Raw genomic sequence first — 18,448 nt, 5'->3', positions numbered from 1 at the left:
CCCAGTGTATGCGATGGGAGGCCCCGATGGCTAACCGAGTCAGCGGCGCCGCAATTAACGGTACCGGATCGGACCAACGCCTTCCGCCGGGCAGCCCTCCCGCCCGGCCGTGGAATGATTGAAACCGTGACCAAACCGCGCACACGCATCTCACGCCGCATCGCCGCCATCGAGCCGTCCGCCACCCTGGCCGTGGACGCCAAGGCGAAGGCGCTCAAAGCCGAAGGCAAGCCGGTGATCGGCTTCGGGGCCGGAGAGCCGGATTTCCCCACGGCGGACTACATTGTGGAAGCCGCAATCGCCGCGTCCCGCAACCCCGCCAATCACCGTTACACCCCGGCGGCGGGGCTGCCGGAACTCCGGCACGCCATCGCCGACAAGACCATGCGGGATTCGGCCCACGCCGTCGAATGGAGCCAGGTGCTGGTCACCAACGGCGGCAAGCAGGCGGTCTACCAGGCGTTCGCCACCTTGCTGGACCCGGGCGACGAGGCGCTGTTGCCGGCCCCCTACTGGACCACCTACCCGGAGGCGATCAAACTCGCCGGCGGCGTGCCCGTGCCCGTGTTCGCCGGGCCGGAAGCCGAATACAAGGTGACCGTGGAGCAATTGGACCGGGCCAAGACCGACCGCACCAAACTGTTGGTGTTCGTCTCCCCGTCGAATCCAACGGGGGCGGTGTACACGGCATCGGAAACTGAGGCGATCGGCCGCTGGGCGCTGGACAACGGCGTGTGGGTTGTGACCGACGAGATCTACGAGCACCTGGTCTACGACGGCGTCCCCTTCACCTCGATCGTCACGGCGGTGCCGGAACTGGCCGACCAGGCGGTCATTCTGAACGGGGTCGCCAAGACCTACGCCATGACCGGGTGGCGGGTCGGCTGGCTGATCGGGCCGCCGGACGTGGTCAAAGCGGCCACCAATCTGCAATCCCACTTGACCTCGAACGTGGCGAACGTCTCGCAACGGGCCGCGTTGGCGGCGGTCAGCGGGCCGCTCGACGTCGCGCTGGAGATGCGCGAGGCGTTCGACCGGCGCCGGCGCACCATGGTCGGCATGTTGCGGGAGATCGAGGGCGTCTATTGCCCGATGCCGTCCGGCGCGTTTTACGCCTACCCGTCCGTTCAGGGGTTGCTCGGCAAGACCATCAGGGGGGCGCGCCCCATGACGTCCGCGCAACTGGCGTCGCTGATCCTGGACGAGGCCCAGGTGGCCGTGGTGCCGGGCGAGGCGTTCGGGCCGTCCGGCTTTTTGCGGTTGTCCTGCGCGCTGGGCGACGAAGACTTGGCCCAAGGGGTCGCGCGGCTTCAGGCCCTCCTGGGAGAGGCGCGCTGACCTGTCGCTTTGGGGTTGTGCGGCGGTGAGGCGGGCGGCGCGGTTCCCGCTGGTCGGGCCGCTTTGTCCAAACCGTGAGACGACTCATGGTGGTTTTGCTATTCCGGCGCGCAACGGTTCTACTAGAGGTGCCGCCCTGAGCTTTGGCGGTATGGTCGGCCGCTCGTTGACACCGCGGGCCTGCCGGCCAGCCACTCGGGATTGGGGTATCCCGAGGGGTCGGGAGGCGCCACGGGGGAGGCGCCTCCCGACCCACATCCATTTCTGGCCCCAATCTGCGCCCAACACCCGCGAACGACACCACCGCCTAGGTGGTGTCGATGAGGGGTGCCCCCCAAGCGGCGGCCGGAACCGGGGGAACCCGGTGACCTGGGGAAACGCCGGGGGACGGGCGGACGGCATCGGCGGCAAGGCACCCGCGAACGACACCACCGGCCGGGTGGTGTCGACGAGCGGTGCCCGCCAGGCCACGGCCGGAACCGGGGTAACCCCATGACCTGGGGAAACGCCGGGGGGCGGGCGGACGGCATCGGCGGCAAGGCACCCGCGAACGACACCACCGGCCGGGTGGTGTCGACGAGCGGTCTGGCCCGGCGGCGACGCTCGGCGCGCGCTCGGCGGGCGGGCGAGGATGGGGCGACGCGTGCGTGACCTCGCCAAATTGCCGAAAGCCCATCTGCACTTGCACTTCACGGGTTCTATGCGGCTCGCCACGCTGAATGAGTTGGCGGCCGATCGGGGCATTCGGATCTCGCGCGGCCTGACCGACCGGGCCACGTTGAGGCTGTCCCCGGACGAACGCGGCTGGTTCCGGTTCCAGCGGCTCTACGACTCGGCGCGCAAAGTCGTGACCGACGAGGCGGCCATGCGGCGGGTGGTGCGGGAGGCGGTGGAGGACGACGCGGCGGAGGGCTCGGGCCGGTTGGAACTCCAAATCGATCCGACCACGTACGGCCCCAATGTGGGCGGGATCACACCGGCGCTGGAGATCGTCATGGACGAGGCTCGGGCCGCGTCCGCGCGCACGGGCGTCGAGGTCGCGCTGGTGGTGGCGGCGTCCCGGCTGCGCCATCCGCTGGAGGCGCGCACACTGGCGCGGCTGGCCGCGCGCCACGCGGGCGACGGTCCGGGCGAGGTGGTGGGATTCGGGCTCTCAAACGACGAACGCCGGGGCGACACGGACGAATTCGCGCCGGCCTTCGCGATCACGCGGGCGGCGGGGTTGGCGTCCGTGCCGCACGGAGGCGAGTTGTTGGGCGCGGACCACGTCCGCCAATTGGCGCGGGCGCTCAAACCCGACCGGCTGGGCCACGGCGTGCGGGCGGTGGAGAACCCCGCGCTGCTGCGGGAACTCGCCGAGTCGGGGGTCGCGCTCGAACTGTGCCCGCTGTCGAATGTGGCCCTGGGCGTCTACCCCGACGCGGCCGCCGTCCCGATCCGGTCCATCCTGGCGACGGGGGCCCAGGTCACGCTCTCCGCGGACGACCCGCTCATCTTCGGCTCCCGGCTGGTTGACCAATACCGGATGCTGCGCGAGGTCCACGGCTTCACCGACGCCGAGTTGGCCGGGCTGGCGAGCGCCTCCGTCCAGGCGTCCCGCGCGACCCCCGCCACAAAACAGTCCCTGCTGGCCGGCATAGGCGCCTGGCTGTGCCCCACCTGATCCGCCCACATCTGTCCCCATCCTTCAAACCGGGGACGGTGACTTCTTTGAATGGTGGGGACAGACGTCTGCCCCGACCGGGCGGCTACCAGCGCAATCAGTTACCGCAGGACCGGCAGGTGTGTCCCCAGTATTCAAACAAATCACCGTCCCCATGTGTGGCGCCGTGCGTCGGGTGTGTCCCCAGGTCGTAGCAAATCGCCGGCCCGGCGGTGCCCGGCGGGTTGGCGCGGTCAGCGGGGCCCGGCGGGGGGCACAATGACCGGTTCGGGGGTCAGCCGGACGCCGAAGCGGTCCGCCACGCGGGCCGCGATCCAGTCGGCCAGTTCCAGCACGTCAGCGCTGGTGGCGCCGCCTCGGTTGGTCAAGGCCAACACGTGTTTGGAGGACGTCGTGGCGCGCGCCCCCGCCCGCACGCCTTCGCCGCGCCCCACCCCGCTGTTGGAGATCAGCCACGCCGCGGAGAGCTTGACCAGGCCGCCCTCGGCCGGGAAACGTGGCGCCGCCGGGGGAAGTTCGCCCGCCACGACCGCGCTGACCAGCGGATTCGTGAAGAACGAGCCCGCCGACCAGGTGTCGTGGTCGGCTGGGTCAAGAACCATGCCTTTGCCCCGCCGGATCGACAGCACGGCTCGGCGGACCGCCGCCAGTTCGGCTGCCTCCCCGACCCGCACGCCCAAAGCGGCCGCGAGTTGGTCGTGTCGCACAGCCGCCGCGCCCGCATTGGTCCCCGCGTCGATGCCGAAAGTCACGTCCAACACCACCCAACGCGGCGTTGGGCCGGCCATTCGGCCCAGGGAGCGCTTGAGGGCGGAGTCGCGGTAGGAAAAGCCCAGTTCCGCCGCCCCCAGCCGCACAATCTTGCCGGCCAGCCGGTCAAGAGCCCGCACCGACTCGATGGCTTGGCCGACCTCCGCGCCGTACGCCCCAATGTTTTGCACCGGCGCGGCGCCAACGGAGCCGGGAATCCCGGACAGCGCCTCCAGCCCCGTCCAGCCCCGCCCGACCGCCCATTCGACCAGCGCGTCCCACGCCACGCCCGCCGCGGCCGTCACCAGGACGCGCCCGCCTTCCTCTTCCGCCCGCACGTCGCCGCGCCGGTCCCGCACCACGGTCAGGCCGCCAGGGTCCTCCGCCGCCAACAGATTGGAACCGCCGCCGATGACGAGCAGCGCCTCCCCGGCCACGTCCGCCTCCCGCACGGCCTCAGTCAGGTCGGCCTCAGTGTGGCAGTCGACCAGCCGGCCGGGCCGGCCCCCGATCCGGAACGTGGTCAACTCCGCCAGGGAAGCGCCCGGGCCGACGAGCGGCGAGGCGAGGGGCAGGTCCAAGCGTTCCACGCTCACAAGGTTAACCGCCTATTCCGCAGACAAAGGCCGCGCGGCGGGCACAGTCCCCGCAGCCGTCGAGCCGGATCCGGAGGCCGGAAGGCGACCGGGCGGTTTGCCGGGAACAGGGCCGTCGCCGTTCGTGGGGCGGGCGGTCAGGGTTGGGGCAGGCGGACCGTCGCCTGGGCCTTGCCCAGGACCTTTTGGCCGGCCAGCGTCACAACCAGGTTGACTGTGGCCGTTCCGGCCTCGACGGCCACAACCTCGCCCGCGACCGCCAAATCCGCAGTGCCTTCCGCGGGCACCGGCACCGGCCTGGCGAAACGCACCGCATAACGCTCCACTGCGGCCGGATCGCCGCCCGCCCATTCGACCACCGGCTGGATCGCCCGGCCCATCGTCAACATGCCGTGGGCGATCACGCCCGGCAACCCGACCGCGTTGGCGGCCTGCTCGTCCAGATGGATGGGGTTGCGGTCCCCGGAGGCCTGGGCGTAACGAGCCAAGTCAGCGCGGGTCAGCGCCACGGCAACCGGGCCGATCCGGTCCCCCACGCGGGCGCCCGACGCACGCATCAGCCCGGCTCCCCGCGCACCGCGAGCGTGGAGGTGACGGTGGCGACTGGCTGACGGACGGCATCGTGCAACTCGACGCTGGTGGTGACCGTAGTAATGGCCAGGCGTTGCGCGACGGACTTGACCGTCAGCACGGCCCATAGCCGGTCCCCCGCGATGATCGGCCGGTGGTGGGCGAACGACTCCTCGGCGTGGACCACGCGCGCGAAGTCGATCCCCGCCGCCGGGTCGCCCACGTATTGGGACTCGGCCTGTTGCGCGATGACGACCGCGAACGTCGGCGCCGCAACCACGTCCCCGTAGCCCAAGGCTCGGGCGGCCGCCGGGTCGAAACACGCGGGCGCGCCCGCGCCCACGGCGGCCGCGAACTGACGCAATTGGTCGCGTTCCACCAGGTAGGGGCCAACGGGCGGGTAGACGCGCCCGGCGAAAGCCGGATCAACCGGCATGCGCGTGATTAGCGCGTTTCCCGGTGCTCGGTGTGCTTGCCGCAGCGCGGGCAGAACTTCGCCAACGCCATGCGGTCGGGGTGGTTGCGGCGGTTCTTCTTGGTGATGTAGTTCCGCTCCTTGCACACGGTGCAAGCCATGGTGATCTTGGGCCGAACATCGGTCGTCTTCGAAGCCATCGCGTTCATTCCTTCCGTCTCGGTGTCCCATGCGGGACGGGCCTGATCGCGTCAACACCCGCGAAGACCGTGGTATTCCGTGGCCGGGGCGCGCCCGGCCACAACTGTGCCGCAGGGAGTCTACCAACTCCCCGCAGCCCGTGTTTCCGCGCCGTGTTTCCGTGCCCCTGGTCGGTTTCCGGTCAGTTGACCGCCGCGGCGATGGCCGCCGCGAAGCGGCGCGAGAAGGCCCGCACGCTGGGTCTCCTCAGAGACGTCGTTGTAGACGCCGGTCGATCCGGCCTCCCGCGGCGACGTCACCAGACCTGCGGCGGTGTGTGGGCGTTCTTGCATGAGCTTGCGGCACAGGATGTTGTACCGCTCGAGGTACGAGGCGGCCTCGAACTCGGGGAGGGCGGGGAAATGCGGGGACACCACCCGCTGGCCAGGCTTCCGGGACGGCGGGCAGTCCTCCACAAGCATGAGCCAGCAAGGAACGGGGGCCGCGGGTCGCCGAACGCGCCCTCACGGTGCGCGATCCACAAGTTCGGCGTTCAACTCGAACGGGGCCAAGTCGAGGCTCACCCGGCATCTCCGTCCGCCAAACACGCCAAACTCCCGGCGGGAAGCCCGTAAACGCGTTCAAGGTCGCGCGGAGCCACTTTGACGCCCGCCCGGCCCGCCTCAGCCAGCATCTCCCTGTCCGCGCCCCGATGCCGTCCCACACGTCATGCCGACGTCGGCGCAAAATCTGGAATGGGCTGAAATCAATGTGGACCGGCCCGGCCAGTGTCGCGGCGCTGGCCAGGGCCAAGTGGGCAGAGGCTCGCAACGTCGCCTGACCGGTCGGACAGGACGGCCTTGAGCACGTCTCGGCGATGCTCGCCCATTTCCCCGACCGAGACGTCGATTCGCTCGGGATACGAGTAGCGCCGCGATCCACGCCGATAGTCCAGCATGGTCCCGGCAGGCAGGGCCGCACACGCTTCGACCTGCCGCTGAGCGGCGTTCAGCCTTCGGATGAGCGCAGTGACCCCGGCCTGTTTCAGGTCGGCGACGGACTGGGCGTTGACCTCATGCAGGGCGCCTCGCGGGACGACCGGCTTGTCTCCGCCGGCTGCTGCCTTGGCGATAGCGGCGAAGCTCTCGTGCCACCACACGACGTGGCGTAGCACGTCCAGCGCGTCCCATTCCGGGTAGACCCGGATGCGGAGTTGATCCTCGCCCAGCAGCTTGAACAAGCACGCCAGCTCTCCCACTTCCCAAGCCAGCCGCTCCGGTCCCACCGCCATACCTCAATCCTAGAAAGTCTCACCCACATTGATTTCGGCGCGGTCGAGCGCCGCGTGCAACGCGCCGAAAGCCCCCGACCGGGCGGCTTGGTTCCGGGTCAACCCGCACCCGTGCGGGACCGGCGCCCAGCGGGCCTGGTCGGCGGCGGGCAGGGTTTCCTATTCGGCGCACAATTGGGCCATCAAACCCCGCCGCTCCGCCCCGGCGTGGGTGGCTTGAACAGCAGAGGGTTCCGCGCCGAAGCGCCCTCGGACTCGCCAGTCCGCCGGCCTGCGCGGCGGGGGCTGCGGAGGCCTGACGGGCGCGGTCCGTCAGGTGTTCGCCGGGCGGGTGCGGCGTTCGCGCGCCCTGATCCGCGCGCACGCTCCGAGCAGCAACAGCCCGACCGCCCCGATCAGGGCCCAGCCGATGTCCGCGCCCGTGACGGGAAGCGCTTCACCGTCCGGCTGCGGCTCGGCCGTTTGGGAGGCCGCCCGGAGCACGATGCCGTCCCAGCCGATCAGGGAACCGTCCAGCGCTTGCACCACGACCCGGTGGTCGCCTAGCGGCGTACCAGCCGGGATCGTCACCACCCCCCGGCCGTCCGCATCCAACGTGACCGTGCCCAGCAGAACCGGGGTTGAGTGCAACCACACCCGCACCTGCTGTCCGGCATGCCCGGTGGCTGTAACCGTGATCTGGTGGCCCGGCGCGGCCGAGGCTGGAACGTCCACCCTCAAGGCGCACAACGCCGGCACGACCAGCGCCGACGCCACCGGCCCTGCAGCAGACGCATCAACGATGCATCCAGCGCATGTCTCTGATCGAATGCTTCTTGCCGGCGTGGGCAGGGGGTTGTTTCCACTGTGGGCGGGCAGTCTTTTCCGGTTTCGCCATTTGGTTGTTGGCGTGTGAGGCTCTGCCTTCGTCGCAATCGCCCCGGAGGAAGGACAACTTGAAAAGGAATGCTGACGTTGGAGCAGATCGAGCAGGCGCGGATGTTGGACATGGAGGGCTTGCCGCGGTCGCGGATCGCGCGGGACAACGTCCAGCCATGGCTGCACTTTGACGACGATGGCTCCGTGTGGCGGCGCGTGATTCAGTTCCCTCAAGAGGAGACGATTGTCTGCGTCGCCCCAGGTCGAGGCGTCAGTTGGGGCTTCGGGTCGGATCCTTGACCCAAGACGGGTCTACGTGGGCTGGACAACACCAGGTATCCTTGCCGGTCATGACGGGTGATCCTCGCGCGGGCGCAGCACCTGCAACCGTGGCGGATGTTTTTCTGGGGAGCTCTTACCTTTTGGGAACGGCGGCCATTTCGTCCGCCGCGTCCGCCGGCGGCGGTTTCGGAAGGGTTGTGGAGCATCTTTGCGACGGGCCGTCGCGAGCGAGTCTGTTGGCGCGGGTTGGCAGCCTTGAAAGTGGCCGTGGTCAAGCAACCGACAAGACCGCCGAAAAGGGCGTGTTCGCTTCCGTCGGTAAAAGTGCGCTAGGGGAGCGATCCTGAGATGAAGGGAGTTTCCGGGACGGCTTCTGCCAGACCACTGACGCTTTCCTCCTCTGATCCCAAAGTGATTGCGGCGGTACGGGCTGAGCGGCGATTGTATGAGCATTACGGCATATCGTATGAGGCTAGACATTTCACAATAGAGTCCTTGGGCATCAAAGCGCGGCTCTGCATGTTTGGCGATGGACCCCCTGTGTTGATTGTGCCGGGAAATACCGGCGACAGTTTCCCCTTTGCCCCGCTCATCGCGCGGCTTTCGGGTTACCAGCTGATTGCTCTAAACCTGCCTGGCGGCGGTCTGAGCGAAGGAATGGATTACCGAACCGTCCCTTACAGAGCATTGGCGAATGAAACGTTGGGCGCTGTCTTGGACTATCTGGAGTTGGATCGTGTGCCGATTATCTCGCATTCCATGGGCAGCCACCGCAGCCTGTGGTTCGCCATGGATCAATCCGAACGCGTTGAGCGGTTGGTCCTGCTTGGGGTGCCGGGAAACGTCTTGGGTTGTCGGCCGCCCTTGGCTTTGCGAATAACTTCGATTCCAGGGATCAACCGAGCGGTATTTCCGTTTGCAATTCCCAAGCGCCCCGGTCAAGCCCTACGCGGCCTTTCCTTCATGGGACATGGCCAAAGGACGGTTTCTGCATTGCCGAGAGAAATGGCAGAGTGTTACTACCGATTCCAGCACTTGCCGCATTACCGGATCTCCGCGCTGAGCCTAATGGAAGCGACTTGCTCCCTGTTCGGTTCAAGGCCGAAGATTCGTATTCGCGAGCAAGACCTGCGGAGGGTCCGTAGACCAACGCTGCTGATTTGGGGTTCAAGCGATCCTTTCGGCTCGGTTGAAGATGGGCAAGAAATAGCCTCTTACATCGAAGGCTCCCGGTTCGCTGCGCTTGATGGCGCGGGACATCTGCCGTGGTTGGACGAACCGGCTTTATGCGCGGAGAAGATTCGGGAATTTCTCTCGGCAACCCGCGTCTAGGGTAACTGGTCAGGTGGCGTTGGCTGCGGGTACTAGGGTTGGCGCCGGTAGGCGGCGGCGATGGCCGCGAGCGGCTCGATGTGGTTCTCTTGGCAGGCGGACCAGTATGAGCGGACCGGGGCGAAGGTCCGCTTGCCCGTCTTGGGTGCCGATCGCGCCGAGATGCGGTCGAGTTCCGCGCAAGCCCAACAGCTAGCGCGAGTAAGCGGGCTCGCGTTTGGGCTCTTGCGCCGGAGTTGTACGCGGGTTTGGTCGGGGGTCGAGCACGGCGACACCGACCGCACGCTTGTCGAGACTCTATGCCGCGTCATGGCGAGGCACCGGGTGGGGACCTATTGGTCGGGGTGTGGCCCGGATCTGGTGGCGGAGCGGGGTGGCGGGATCCTCGGCGGGGCCGTGGTTGTCAACCAGCTAGGGGATCAAGGATCCGCACGCCGCGAAGTGTTGAGCCCGAGGACAGGTCTTCGGTCAGCAGCACCTCGCAACCAGCGCGTGCGGCTGCTTCGACTATCAACGCATCCCAATAGCTCAGTTGGTGACGCTGGGACGTTTCGACGGCCCGTTGAACCAGGGTGCTGTCTAAAGGGACCACCTCGAAGTTGCTGAGTTCCGCCACGGCCGCCTGAGCTGCTCCTGGCGTCAGCGGATGCGCGAGTTTCCTTGTCGTTACCCAGTAGAACTCGGATAGGACTTGGGCGCTAATGACTGGCTCGTGGGCCTCGAGGGCGCGGGCGGCGGCCGTCCGCTTGGCTTGGTCGGCCTGGTCAAACAGGTAGACCAGGACGTTTGAGTCGAAAAACGCCCTAACGCTCATACAACGAGTCCCTGGTCCACTGGCGTCCAGCGGTTCCGCTGGACGCTGCGGAATGGGCCGCCTGCTCCATGATTTGCCTCTTGGCCGCGGCCCTTCGGTGTGTGTTGGTCGCGTACTCTTCGATGAACCGCCGCACCAGGGCGTTCACGGATGTGTCTTCCTGCGCCGCGCGGACGCGGGCGGCCTTGAGAAGGGAGTCATCGATCGCCAACGTCAGATTCGCCACGTAATCAGTGTAACACGTATTCTGTGTGGCCCATGAGCTGCGGGTTCCACCTGACCTGCGGCGGGGCTTGACTTGGGCGGGACGCTCTTGATCGAGGCTTCGTTTGGGGACACCCGCTACGTCATCGGCTGACGACGGGGGCCCAATCGGTTTTAGTTTCAACGTCTGAACGGAGTCGGGGGTAGGAGCGAGATCTGCATTCTGTTCGTGTTCGATCCGGGGTGGCCCACGTCAGATCGCGCTGAAATGCCAGAGGTTGATCAGAGTGAGCCCCAGGCCGTCGAAATCCGAGGTGTTCCTTGTGGCCAGCAGGGCCCCCTGGCTGCGGCAGATCGCGGCGGTTTGCGCGTCGGCTCGCTGAATGGGCCTGCCTTGCAGCTCGCGCTCCAGGACACGGCACCCTGGCCCCCTTCTGGTCTTGGCGGGACCACCCCGAGGACCACTCCGGCAAACACCGCACAACCGGCCTCAACATCCAAGTCGCCTGCGGCCTGGACGGGCGCCTCGCCTGGGTGCCCGACCCCGCCCCCGGCTCCGCCCACGACTCCGAAGCGCTGCGCGCCTCCGGCCTCCTCGACATCCCCGACCCGCCCGCCCACATAGCCGACAAAGCCTGAATAGGGCTCGGGCTCATCACCCCGCCAAGAAGAAGCCAACATGGGAAACCCTCCCCGACCACCTCGCCGAGTTCAACAAACAAGTCAACCAGATCCGATGGCGGATCGAGCAAACCATAGCCCAACTCAAAACCCTGAGAATCTTCCGCACCGACTACCGCAGACCCCACCACACGCACCCGCAAACAACCGCCGCCGCCCTCGCACTACGATTCCTCAAGACCAGTTTCCTTTAATCCTCATTGGCGCGCGTCGTTGATCAGAACCACCCGTGCGTCAGCCGGTGCTTTCTCCACTAATATCTCCGCACGGCGGGGGATCATCTTTCCAAGAGGACTTCTTGGGATAACGGCCATACGCCCATACTGCGGGGCGCCTATTTACGGACAGCCCCTCAGCGTCGGATTGGCCGGTACAGTCATGTCGGATCGGCGCTATCCCAAGTCTCGGATTGACCGCCAGCCGTCGGTGACCGGCCATTCGGTGGATTCGTCCAGGAACGCCGCCACCTGGCGCTACGCTCCGCCCCTTTAATCCCGCACTCCTTCATCACGATTGGCTCGGTATGATGAAAAACATGACGACTGCACCCGCGTTCGAGCCAATGCGTAGCGAGTCGGCTCCGGTTCCCGCTTGCGGGGTTGAGGTCATCCTTCGAGTTTTGGACGGCAAGTGGTCTGTCCTGGTAATCCGCGAGTTGCTGCACGGGCCGCGCCGGTTCGGCGAGTTGAGGAAATCTCTCGCCCCTATCACGGCCAAAATCTTGACGGATCGGTTGCGCGCCTTCGAACGGCAAGGGGTGTTGACCCGCCAGGTGTTCGCCGAAGTCCCGCCCCGCACCGCTTACCGGCTAACACCTCTCGGCCAAACGCTGGTCTCCGTGCTCAATGCCATGGGCGAATGGGGCGATGCGCACCGGTCCGAACTGTTGTGACGCCGGGTCGTTGCGACCTTGCGGCCATGGAACCGGCAATGCGGCACGGGACGGGTTGGGGATCCACCAAAGTGACCTCGTTCCGCTTGGCTCCGCGCTATCGGAGCGAGGATCTTCAGTCGGCGTCCCACTTGATGCCGCGCGCCCAAACGGTGACCGTAGTCCGGCCCACCTCGACCTGGCTCTCTGGGAGCGGTGGTCGCGGCGGAGCAGGGTGAGCATAGGCGTCGGCGATTCCCATCGCGGCCGCTGGGCCGATCACCGGAGTCAACAACTCGCGGTAGCGGTCAGGCGTGATAGCCGCCCATGCCACGGGGCGGCCGAGGCCGGCCTCCAGGGCCCTGGCCAGTTCGGGACCGGTCAGCATAGCAGGCCCACGCACGATCCGGATCGGGGGCGGCGTGGAGGAGCGGAAGGCGCGGGAGGCGACGTCGGCGACGTCGGCCGCGCTGACCCAGGCCACCGGCGCCACGTCCGCAAGCGGGTACTCGACCCGTCCCTGGCGGATCGTGGCGCGGGAGAAGGGCATGGCCAGGTTGTCCATGTAGGCCATTTCCGGGCCGGTCACCGTGGTCTTCGGCACTACGCCGGGGAGACGCTGGACTAGCGTGGCGCGGGCATCCACGAAGGGGGAGCCGACGGCGTGGTCGGTCAGGCCGAGCCCGGTGTTGAACACCACTTGGCCGACGCCCGAGCGCGCGAGAGCCACCAAGGCGTTCTCAGACTGTCTTGGCGCGACGGCGGGATCGAATTCGAGGGGGAGTTGGAGGTAGACGCCGGTCGCGCCTGCGTACGCGGCGGTCAAGGATGCGGCGTCGTTCAAGTCGGCGGCGACGCTTGCGGCTCCGGCCGGGTAGGTCCGCCGGTCCGGTTGGCGGGACACCACCCGGACCGCGAAGCCGTCGTTGATCAGGCGCCGGACGACTGGAGCTGCCTGTGCGCCCCCGCCGCCGTGGACGACAATCAAAGGTTGTGTAGATTCGCTCATGCGGACAGCAGACCACAGTTCGGGGATGGGTTGTCAACGAGATAGTTGCTATCCCCTGAGAAACGCGGGTGCCACCAGGGCATTCCGGAGATCGCGTCCCGCCCGCCGGCCGCGAAGACGGCAACGGCACGAATGTCGCCATACCTGCGGCTTGGGGTTCACCAATTTGGTTGGTGATGTCGCGTAGCTGGGCCACCTCGGACTTCAGAATTGTCTTTGGTTCGACAAGGAAAAGGGGGCGGCCGACGTCAAATTACGCCGGAGTGCCAGGGATTGACCAGGGTTAGCCCGAGGCCGTCGAAGTCTGAGGTGTTTCGGGTGGCAAGGACCGCGCCCTGGCTGCGGCAGATCGCGGCGACTTGCGCGTCGGCTCGCTGGATGGGCCTGCCCTGCGACTCGCGCTCCAGGATGATGACCCCAAGGATGTCGGCGCCGGCGCGGTCGTGGGCGAGCACCCCACTTTCCCCGAGGGCGCCCAGCGCGGTGTCCACGCCAGCGCGCAAGCACTCCTTGCGGGCGCCATGAGGCGGCCGCGCGATGCCGTACCGAAGCTCGCCCACCGTCACAGCGGTGGTGCACAAATGTTGGCCGGAGACTGATTGAGCCCAGGCGGCCACCTCCGGCCGGGATTGGCGCCGAGCGGCTCCGACAAGACGTTGGCGTCCAGCACGATCAGCATGCGGCGCCCTCGACGGCTCCGGGCGACGCGGCGCGGGGCTCGTCGGCTCCCCGCAAGCCGTTCAACTCGCCTTCCTCGAATGCCACCCCGGCCGCCGCCGCTCGGGCGCGGTCGAACCAATTCACCGCCGGCTGCGGCAGGACGGCGGACCGCAGGATGGCACGGGCCTCGGCCTCGATTGAGCGGTCGTTTCGAGCGGCGCGCACGCGCAGGGCGCGCCGAGTGTCCTCATCCAAGCCGCGCAGCGTCATGGTTGCCATCTCTCGGCCCCGTCCTTTCAAGTCATTGCCTTCAACGAAGGCAATGTAGAGCACGGCCAATGGAGAAGCTGCCGCGCCTCCGGCCAGGTTCGTGGGGTACCTTCCGGTTCGGGCGGCACCGGACGCGCGGCCGGGTGTTGGTTGGCCAGCTTTCTGTCGAACGCCCAAAGCGGCCCGCGCTCCGGCGGTATGCTTTCGGTATGACTCAGAAAATAGCTGTGAGCTTGCCCGACGAACAAGTGGACTCGATTCGACGAGCGGTTAGCCAAGGCAAGGCCAAGTCGGTGTCGGGATTCATCAGCGCTGCGGTAGCTCGGGCTGAACAGGAGGACAGCCTGATCCGGCTATTGGACGATCTCGACCGAGAACTGGGCCCGCTCAGCGAGAATGACCTGGCCTGGGCCGACCGCGAACTGGGCCTGGCGTGATGGGCTGCCGCTGGTGACAGGACTAACCCTGGACAGCGGGGCGCTGTTGGCCCTTGAGCGGGGCGATCGGTCCGTTCGCGCCTTGCTTCGCCGAGCTGCGGACAACGGCTTGACGTTATCCATTCCCGCTGGCGTGGTCGCCCAGACCTGGATGGGTGGCCCGCGCCAGGCTCGCATCGCGCGGCTCCTGCGAGACCCAGGGGTGGTGGTGGTCCCCCTGGACGCCATCAGTGCCCGTGCCGTCGGCTTGATTTGTGGGCGAAGCGGGCACCACGACATTGTCGATGTCCACGTCGCCTTGGATGCCAGGCAGCGGGGACACTCTGTCGTGACCTCAGATCCGGAGGACTTGCGAAAGGTCGACCCCGGCATCCACTTGATCGCCGTGTAGGCGACGGGAACGAAACGTAGATGCGGGCGGCGGGACTGTGGTTCAGTCTTGGTTTGGCGAAGGGACCTGAGTCAGGAGTCGCAACGCGGACGCCGTCGGCGGCCCTGCGGAATCACATTTTCGAGACCTCGTAAACCCGGAACTCGGCCGCGTTTAGGGCTTCCACTTCGTCAGCCGTCACAAACTTGAACAGTTCGGCTGAGGCGGTCTGGCCCGGCGCCAAGTCGTTGACCATCCACGAGGGGTCCTCGTCGATCCGGACGCCTTCGGCATCCACCGCCTCAACGGACATCCAGTAGGTCGCGGCCTCATTCGTACGGTTGGTCACGCGCACCGGCAGGGAAGAGGTCACCGCGCCAAATTCATCCACGGTGGCGCTGAACTCGCCGATCTCCACCGTTATCTCCTCGGCCAGGATCTGATCGGTGTTCTCCCCAGACAAGTCGGCGCCAATCTCCTCAAGCTCCCTGCCGGCCTCATCCACCGCTGCGGAGAAGACCCACGTGCTCAGGAAGCAGCCGATCAGCGAAAGCACGCCGAGCACCAATGCTGTGGCGGGCATGCCCTTGCCCGTCCCCCGCCTGGAGGCTCCCACCAAGGCGATGATTCCGAATATCAAGGCCAGCACAGGCAGCGGCCAGGCAAGCAAGCCGAGCACTGGGATGAGGGAAAGCGGCAGCGCCAAGATGCCAAGCACCAGCGCTGCTATCGCCAATCCGCGCTTTGGCGCCTCCGGACCTGGCGCTTGGTATGGCGGCTGGTATTGGTACTGGACCTGGCCCGGCTGGCCGTATTGCGGCGGCGCAGGCCGCGGGCCGGGCTGATAGCCGGGCTGGTAATAGGGCTGAACAGGCGGCTGCCCGTACTGCGGCGGCGCGGGCTGATAGCCGGGCTGGTAGTCGGGCTGAACCGGTGGTTGGCCGAACCCCGCAGGTTGGCCGGAATCGAAGGGGCCTTGGGGCGGGTTGGGCGAAGCTGACATGGCACTCCAATCAGGGTCGGGAGAAAGTGCTCTTGAAGCCTATGATGTCACCCTCCCCGCAGCGCAAGGGGTAATCGCCCACAGCGGAAAGCCCTGCGGGGCGCCGGGTTTGAGGTCGTCGCCGCGCCGTTGGGGGGGGACGACATGGATCAGGCCTACGGAGATGTCTGGCAGCGTTCCACGGCGGAAAACGCGGGGCGGGCGGACGGCATCGGGCAATGTTAACGTCCGGGGTGGAGCCGAAAGGCGCGCGGACCGTTATCATATTGTAATAATGCGATCCCAGTGCTCACTCTACGTTGACGCCGGTTACCTGTTGGCCTCGGTGGCCACCCGGTTGACCGGGACTTCGCTGCGCTCCGGCATCCGCGTGGACTACGACAAGCTGATTGCGGTTCTGACCAGCCAGGCCGAGGCGACGGCGGGTGTGCCCCTCCTGCGTGTGAACTGGTACGACGCGGCCAAGAACGCGCTGCCGGACCCCGATCAACAGCGGATCGGGTCCCTGCCGCGGGTCAAAGTCAGGCTGGGACGGGTCGGCTTCAACGGCGAACAAAAGGGGGTCGACCTGAGGATCGGCCTGGACATGGTGGCGCAATCGCGTAACGGCGCGGTCGACTTCATCTTCCTGGTCTCCGGCGACGACGACCTGACGGAGGCGGTGGAGGAGGCCCAGAACCACGGCGTCCAAGTAATAGTGCTGGCCATTCCAGACAGGCAGGGCCATCCGCACGGCGTTTCCGAACACCTGCAACGAGCGTCTGACGGCGTCGAACTCGTCAAGCCCGAAGGGCTCGACAAAGCCGTGACGCGCACTCCGGCGGTGATGTCCCAGCACGTTATACCCCGGCCTGGCCCCCGGCCAGGCCACCCATCCACACCCCGGCAGTCGCCCGCGTTGCCAGCTTTGCCGACGCCTAAGCCCGGCCCTGGTGTGACCGCCCCCCTGATCGCCAGCGCCCTGCCCCTGCAACGCGGCGCCGAGTCTGCGCTGGCGTACCGTTCGGAGACGGGCTCCAAGCCGACTGTCGCCCCCGAATACGCTTTCGAAGAGACGCAGGTCCGCGAGGCAATCGATTCGGTGGTCTCTGGCGTCGTCAAATCGTTCATGGGCAGCGCCGCGCCGGAGGAATTGGCCGGGGCGCTGAAAGACCGGCGCTCAATCCCGCGCGAGGTGGACCGCGCGCTGCTGCTGGACCTGGCCCACCGGCTGAACGACTACGACCTCTCGGACGGGATCCGCAACCGGCTGCGGGACCGCTTCTGGGAGGTCTTCGAGCGGGAAATCGGCTGACCGCCTGGTGGGTTGGTGGCCAGGAGGCGCACGATTCCAAGGCGGCGCAGGGAGGCGTCACCGCGATGTGACGCACCGGCAGCCCCACACTCGCCCCACGCCTCCGGCCAATGCGGCCAACTCATAGGACTCGCCTGGCCCGCGTGCCGGGACAGAGCCAAGCGAGAGTAACTTGAAGACCCATGAAGGGTTTCAGAGATTTCCTCATGCGCGGCAACTTGATCGATTTGGCGGTCGCGTTCATTCTGGGCGCCTCTTTTGGCGCGGTTGTGAAGGACTTCACCAAGATCATCATGGACTTGATCGGTCTGGTGGGCGGCAATCCGGACTTCGGCACGGTCAAGATCGGCTCGATCAACGTGGGCAACTTCCTGACGGCGTTGGTTTCCTTTGTGATCGTTTCCGCGGTGCTGTACTTCGGGATTGTGCGGCCCTACCAGTTGCTGAAGGACAAGCTGACCAAGGACGCGGAGCCGGCCCCGCCCACAACAGACGAGCTCCTGACCGAGATCCGCGACCTGTTGGCCAAGAAGTCCTAGCTCGCCCCGGCTCCGCGCCAGCCAACTAGGGTGGGCTTATGAGCACACCACATATCAGCGCGGAGCCGGGCGATTTCGCCCCGGCGGTCATCATGCCCGGCGACCCGTACCGGGCCGACCGCATGGCGGAGGCTGTGCTGGACCAGTCGAGAGTTGTGTCCGACGTGCGGGGCATCCGCGCATACACCGGCACCTATGACGGCCGCCCGCTGTCCATCATGGCGAGCGGGATGGGCATGCCGTCGATCGCCATCTACGCGACCGAGCTGTACCGGTTCTACGGCGTTGAGCGGATCGTCCGGGTGGGCACCGCAGGCGGGATAGCGCCAGGGGTCGCTCGTGGCGACGTGTTGATCGCCCTCGGCGCCCACACCACCAGCGCCATGAACGAAAACCGCATTCCGTCCGTCCACTTCTCGGCCGTGGCGGACTTCCGACTCGCGGCCGCCGCCGTTGGAGCCGCCTTGGGCGACCCGCGGGTCAAGGTGGGAACGGTGGTCAGCGAAGACCACTTCTACTTCAAAGTGCCAGGCGCGCTGGAGGCGCTCGCCGCGCACCGCGTCCTGGGGGTGGAGATGGAGGCCGCGGGCCTCTACGGCGTTGCCGCCGCCGAGGGCAAGGCCGCGCTCGCGGTCCTCACCGTCTCCGACCACCTGGTGGCGGACGGCCAAGACATGACCGCCGCTGAGCGTGAGACGCAGTTCGCCCGCGCGCTCGAGCTGGGCATGGCGGCCGCCCTCCTCGACCTGGAGTAGTAGAGGTACCCCAAACGCTCCCGCCGTCATGAACGACGAAGGGCGCGGGACGCCGATGGTCTACCGTGTGGCGGCAACGCTCCGGGACCCCGCCCCGGTGGTGTGGTTGCCGGGGCGGGGCGGGGGTTGTGGGTTTATGTGTGGGTGGCGGTGCTGGTGTAGGGGCCGGGGTTGGTGTTGGTTTGGGTTTGGTTGGAGGGGCGGATGGCGAGGTGGTAGGTTTCCCCGGCTGTCAGGGTCCGGGTGATTTGGAAGTTCAGGCCGGG

Annotated in this window: 24 protein-coding genes and 1 pseudogene; 12 read left to right on the top strand and 13 right to left on the bottom strand. The window is 67.2% G+C overall.

What is annotated here, in order from left to right; translation table 11 throughout:
* Nucleotides 1-114: 114 nt before the first annotated feature.
* Complete coding sequence (locus LBC97_00360; GenBank protein ID MDR2564513.1) at nucleotides 115-1,338, top strand: pyridoxal phosphate-dependent aminotransferase; 1,224 nt, start codon at nucleotides 115-117, stop codon at nucleotides 1,336-1,338.
* Between the two features lie 631 nt (nucleotides 1,339-1,969).
* Nucleotides 1,970-3,001, top strand: coding sequence for an adenosine deaminase (locus LBC97_00355; protein MDR2564512.1), 1,032 nt, complete (start codon nucleotides 1,970-1,972; stop codon nucleotides 2,999-3,001).
* Nucleotides 3,002-3,234: 233 nt separating this feature from the next.
* Here the strand turns inward: LBC97_00355 and LBC97_00350 are convergent, their stop codons facing one another.
* From LBC97_00350 to LBC97_00320, 7 genes are all read right to left on the bottom strand, one after another.
* Nucleotides 3,235-4,341: a UDP-N-acetylmuramate dehydrogenase gene (locus LBC97_00350; protein MDR2564511.1), complete on the bottom strand. Its 1,107-nt coding sequence runs from the start codon at nucleotides 4,339-4,341 to the stop codon at nucleotides 3,235-3,237.
* 143 nt (nucleotides 4,342-4,484) lie between these two features.
* Nucleotides 4,485-4,904: a MaoC family dehydratase N-terminal domain-containing protein gene (locus LBC97_00345; protein ID MDR2564510.1), complete on the bottom strand. Its 420-nt coding sequence runs from the start codon at nucleotides 4,902-4,904 to the stop codon at nucleotides 4,485-4,487.
* Nucleotides 4,904-5,353: a MaoC family dehydratase N-terminal domain-containing protein gene (locus LBC97_00340; protein MDR2564509.1), complete on the bottom strand. Its 450-nt coding sequence runs from the start codon at nucleotides 5,351-5,353 to the stop codon at nucleotides 4,904-4,906. The genes LBC97_00345 and LBC97_00340 overlap by 1 nt, the downstream gene beginning before the upstream one ends.
* A gap of 8 nt (nucleotides 5,354-5,361) precedes the next feature.
* On the bottom strand, nucleotides 5,362-5,532 hold the full coding sequence (gene rpmG, locus LBC97_00335) for a 50S ribosomal protein L33 (protein ID MDR2564508.1): 171 nt from the start codon (nucleotides 5,530-5,532) through the stop codon (nucleotides 5,362-5,364).
* A gap of 120 nt (nucleotides 5,533-5,652) precedes the next feature.
* Nucleotides 5,653-5,994 carry a PaeR7I family type II restriction endonuclease gene (locus tag LBC97_00330; GenBank protein ID MDR2564507.1) on the bottom strand — a complete coding sequence of 114 codons (342 nt, stop codon included), beginning with the start codon at nucleotides 5,992-5,994 and terminating at the stop codon, nucleotides 5,653-5,655.
* Nucleotides 5,995-6,278: 284 nt separating this feature from the next.
* The gene (locus LBC97_00325) at nucleotides 6,279-6,803 is read right to left on the bottom strand and encodes a maleylpyruvate isomerase N-terminal domain-containing protein (protein MDR2564506.1); all 525 of its coding nucleotides are present in this window, start codon (nucleotides 6,801-6,803) and stop codon (nucleotides 6,279-6,281) included.
* Nucleotides 6,804-7,115: 312 nt separating this feature from the next.
* Entirely contained in the window at nucleotides 7,116-7,559 is a 444-nt protein-coding gene (locus tag LBC97_00320) for a hypothetical protein (GenBank protein MDR2564505.1), read from the bottom strand.
* 189 nt (nucleotides 7,560-7,748) lie between these two features.
* On the opposite strand from LBC97_00320, the gene LBC97_00315 reads away from it, so the two are divergent.
* Nucleotides 7,749-7,961, top strand: a complete 213-nt coding sequence (locus LBC97_00315) for a hypothetical protein (GenBank protein MDR2564504.1) — start codon at nucleotides 7,749-7,751, stop codon at nucleotides 7,959-7,961.
* Between the two features lie 477 nt (nucleotides 7,962-8,438).
* Nucleotides 8,439-9,275 (top strand): alpha/beta hydrolase, encoded by an 837-nt coding sequence (locus LBC97_00310; GenBank protein MDR2564503.1) that lies wholly within the window; start codon nucleotides 8,439-8,441, stop codon nucleotides 9,273-9,275.
* A gap of 403 nt (nucleotides 9,276-9,678) precedes the next feature.
* On the opposite strand, the gene LBC97_00305 is transcribed toward LBC97_00310, so the two are convergent.
* Nucleotides 9,679-10,089 (bottom strand): PIN domain-containing protein, encoded by a 411-nt coding sequence (locus tag LBC97_00305; GenBank protein ID MDR2564502.1) that lies wholly within the window; start codon nucleotides 10,087-10,089, stop codon nucleotides 9,679-9,681.
* Nucleotides 10,079-10,315: a hypothetical protein gene (locus LBC97_00300; protein ID MDR2564501.1), complete on the bottom strand. Its 237-nt coding sequence runs from the start codon at nucleotides 10,313-10,315 to the stop codon at nucleotides 10,079-10,081. The genes LBC97_00305 and LBC97_00300 overlap by 11 nt, the downstream gene beginning before the upstream one ends.
* Nucleotides 10,316-10,614: 299 nt before the next feature.
* On the opposite strand from LBC97_00300, the gene LBC97_00295 reads away from it, so the two are divergent.
* From LBC97_00295 to LBC97_00285, 3 genes are all read left to right on the top strand, one after another.
* Entirely contained in the window at nucleotides 10,615-10,932 is a 318-nt protein-coding gene (locus tag LBC97_00295) for a transposase family protein (protein ID MDR2564500.1), read from the top strand.
* Nucleotides 10,824-11,168, top strand: coding sequence for a transposase (locus LBC97_00290; GenBank protein ID MDR2564499.1), 345 nt, complete (start codon nucleotides 10,824-10,826; stop codon nucleotides 11,166-11,168). Before LBC97_00295 ends, LBC97_00290 begins: the two co-directional genes overlap by 109 nt.
* A 341-nt stretch (nucleotides 11,169-11,509) precedes the next feature.
* Nucleotides 11,510-11,866: a helix-turn-helix transcriptional regulator gene (locus LBC97_00285; protein MDR2564498.1), complete on the top strand. Its 357-nt coding sequence runs from the start codon at nucleotides 11,510-11,512 to the stop codon at nucleotides 11,864-11,866.
* A 115-nt stretch (nucleotides 11,867-11,981) separates the two neighbouring features.
* Here the strand turns inward: LBC97_00285 and LBC97_00280 are convergent, their stop codons facing one another.
* From LBC97_00280 to LBC97_00270, 3 genes are all read right to left on the bottom strand, one after another.
* A complete protein-coding gene (locus tag LBC97_00280) occupies nucleotides 11,982-12,854 on the bottom strand; it encodes an NmrA family NAD(P)-binding protein (GenBank protein ID MDR2564497.1) in 873 nt (290 codons plus the stop codon).
* A 248-nt stretch (nucleotides 12,855-13,102) separates the two neighbouring features.
* Complete coding sequence (locus LBC97_00275; GenBank protein ID MDR2564496.1) at nucleotides 13,103-13,471, bottom strand: PIN domain-containing protein; 369 nt, start codon at nucleotides 13,469-13,471, stop codon at nucleotides 13,103-13,105.
* Between the two features lie 55 nt (nucleotides 13,472-13,526).
* Nucleotides 13,527-13,793: a hypothetical protein gene (locus LBC97_00270; GenBank protein ID MDR2564495.1), complete on the bottom strand. Its 267-nt coding sequence runs from the start codon at nucleotides 13,791-13,793 to the stop codon at nucleotides 13,527-13,529.
* Nucleotides 13,794-13,993: 200 nt separating this feature from the next.
* Between LBC97_00270 and LBC97_00265 the strand changes: the two genes are divergently transcribed.
* Nucleotides 13,994-14,221 carry a hypothetical protein gene (locus LBC97_00265; GenBank protein MDR2564494.1) on the top strand — a complete coding sequence of 76 codons (228 nt, stop codon included), beginning with the start codon at nucleotides 13,994-13,996 and terminating at the stop codon, nucleotides 14,219-14,221.
* A 13-nt stretch (nucleotides 14,222-14,234) separates the two neighbouring features.
* Complete coding sequence (locus tag LBC97_00260; GenBank protein ID MDR2564493.1) at nucleotides 14,235-14,612, top strand: hypothetical protein; 378 nt, start codon at nucleotides 14,235-14,237, stop codon at nucleotides 14,610-14,612.
* 721 nt (nucleotides 14,613-15,333) lie between these two features.
* Here LBC97_00260 and LBC97_00255 read toward each other — a convergent pair.
* Nucleotides 15,334-15,531, bottom strand: a pseudogene (locus tag LBC97_00255) (TrmB family transcriptional regulator).
* A gap of 337 nt (nucleotides 15,532-15,868) precedes the next feature.
* Between LBC97_00255 and LBC97_00250 the strand changes: the two are divergent.
* The 3 genes from LBC97_00250 to LBC97_00240 all read left to right on the top strand — a co-directional run bounded on the left by LBC97_00250 (nucleotide 15,869) and on the right by LBC97_00240 (nucleotide 18,182).
* Nucleotides 15,869-16,888 (top strand): NYN domain-containing protein, encoded by a 1,020-nt coding sequence (locus LBC97_00250; protein MDR2564492.1) that lies wholly within the window; start codon nucleotides 15,869-15,871, stop codon nucleotides 16,886-16,888.
* A 182-nt stretch (nucleotides 16,889-17,070) separates the two neighbouring features.
* Nucleotides 17,071-17,427, top strand: coding sequence for a large conductance mechanosensitive channel protein MscL (mscL, locus tag LBC97_00245; protein ID MDR2564491.1), 357 nt, complete (start codon nucleotides 17,071-17,073; stop codon nucleotides 17,425-17,427).
* 38 nt (nucleotides 17,428-17,465) lie between these two features.
* Entirely contained in the window at nucleotides 17,466-18,182 is a 717-nt protein-coding gene (locus LBC97_00240; GenBank protein MDR2564490.1) for a DeoD-type purine-nucleoside phosphorylase, read from the top strand.
* The last annotated feature ends 266 nt before the right edge of the window (nucleotides 18,183-18,448 follow it).

The organism is Bifidobacteriaceae bacterium, assembly GCA_031281585.1.
In the GTDB taxonomy this organism is placed as follows: domain Bacteria; phylum Actinomycetota; class Actinomycetes; order Actinomycetales; family WQXJ01; genus JAIRTF01.
Note: the sequence above shows the minus strand (reverse complement) of the source record. Positions and strands in the feature narration are given on the sequence as shown.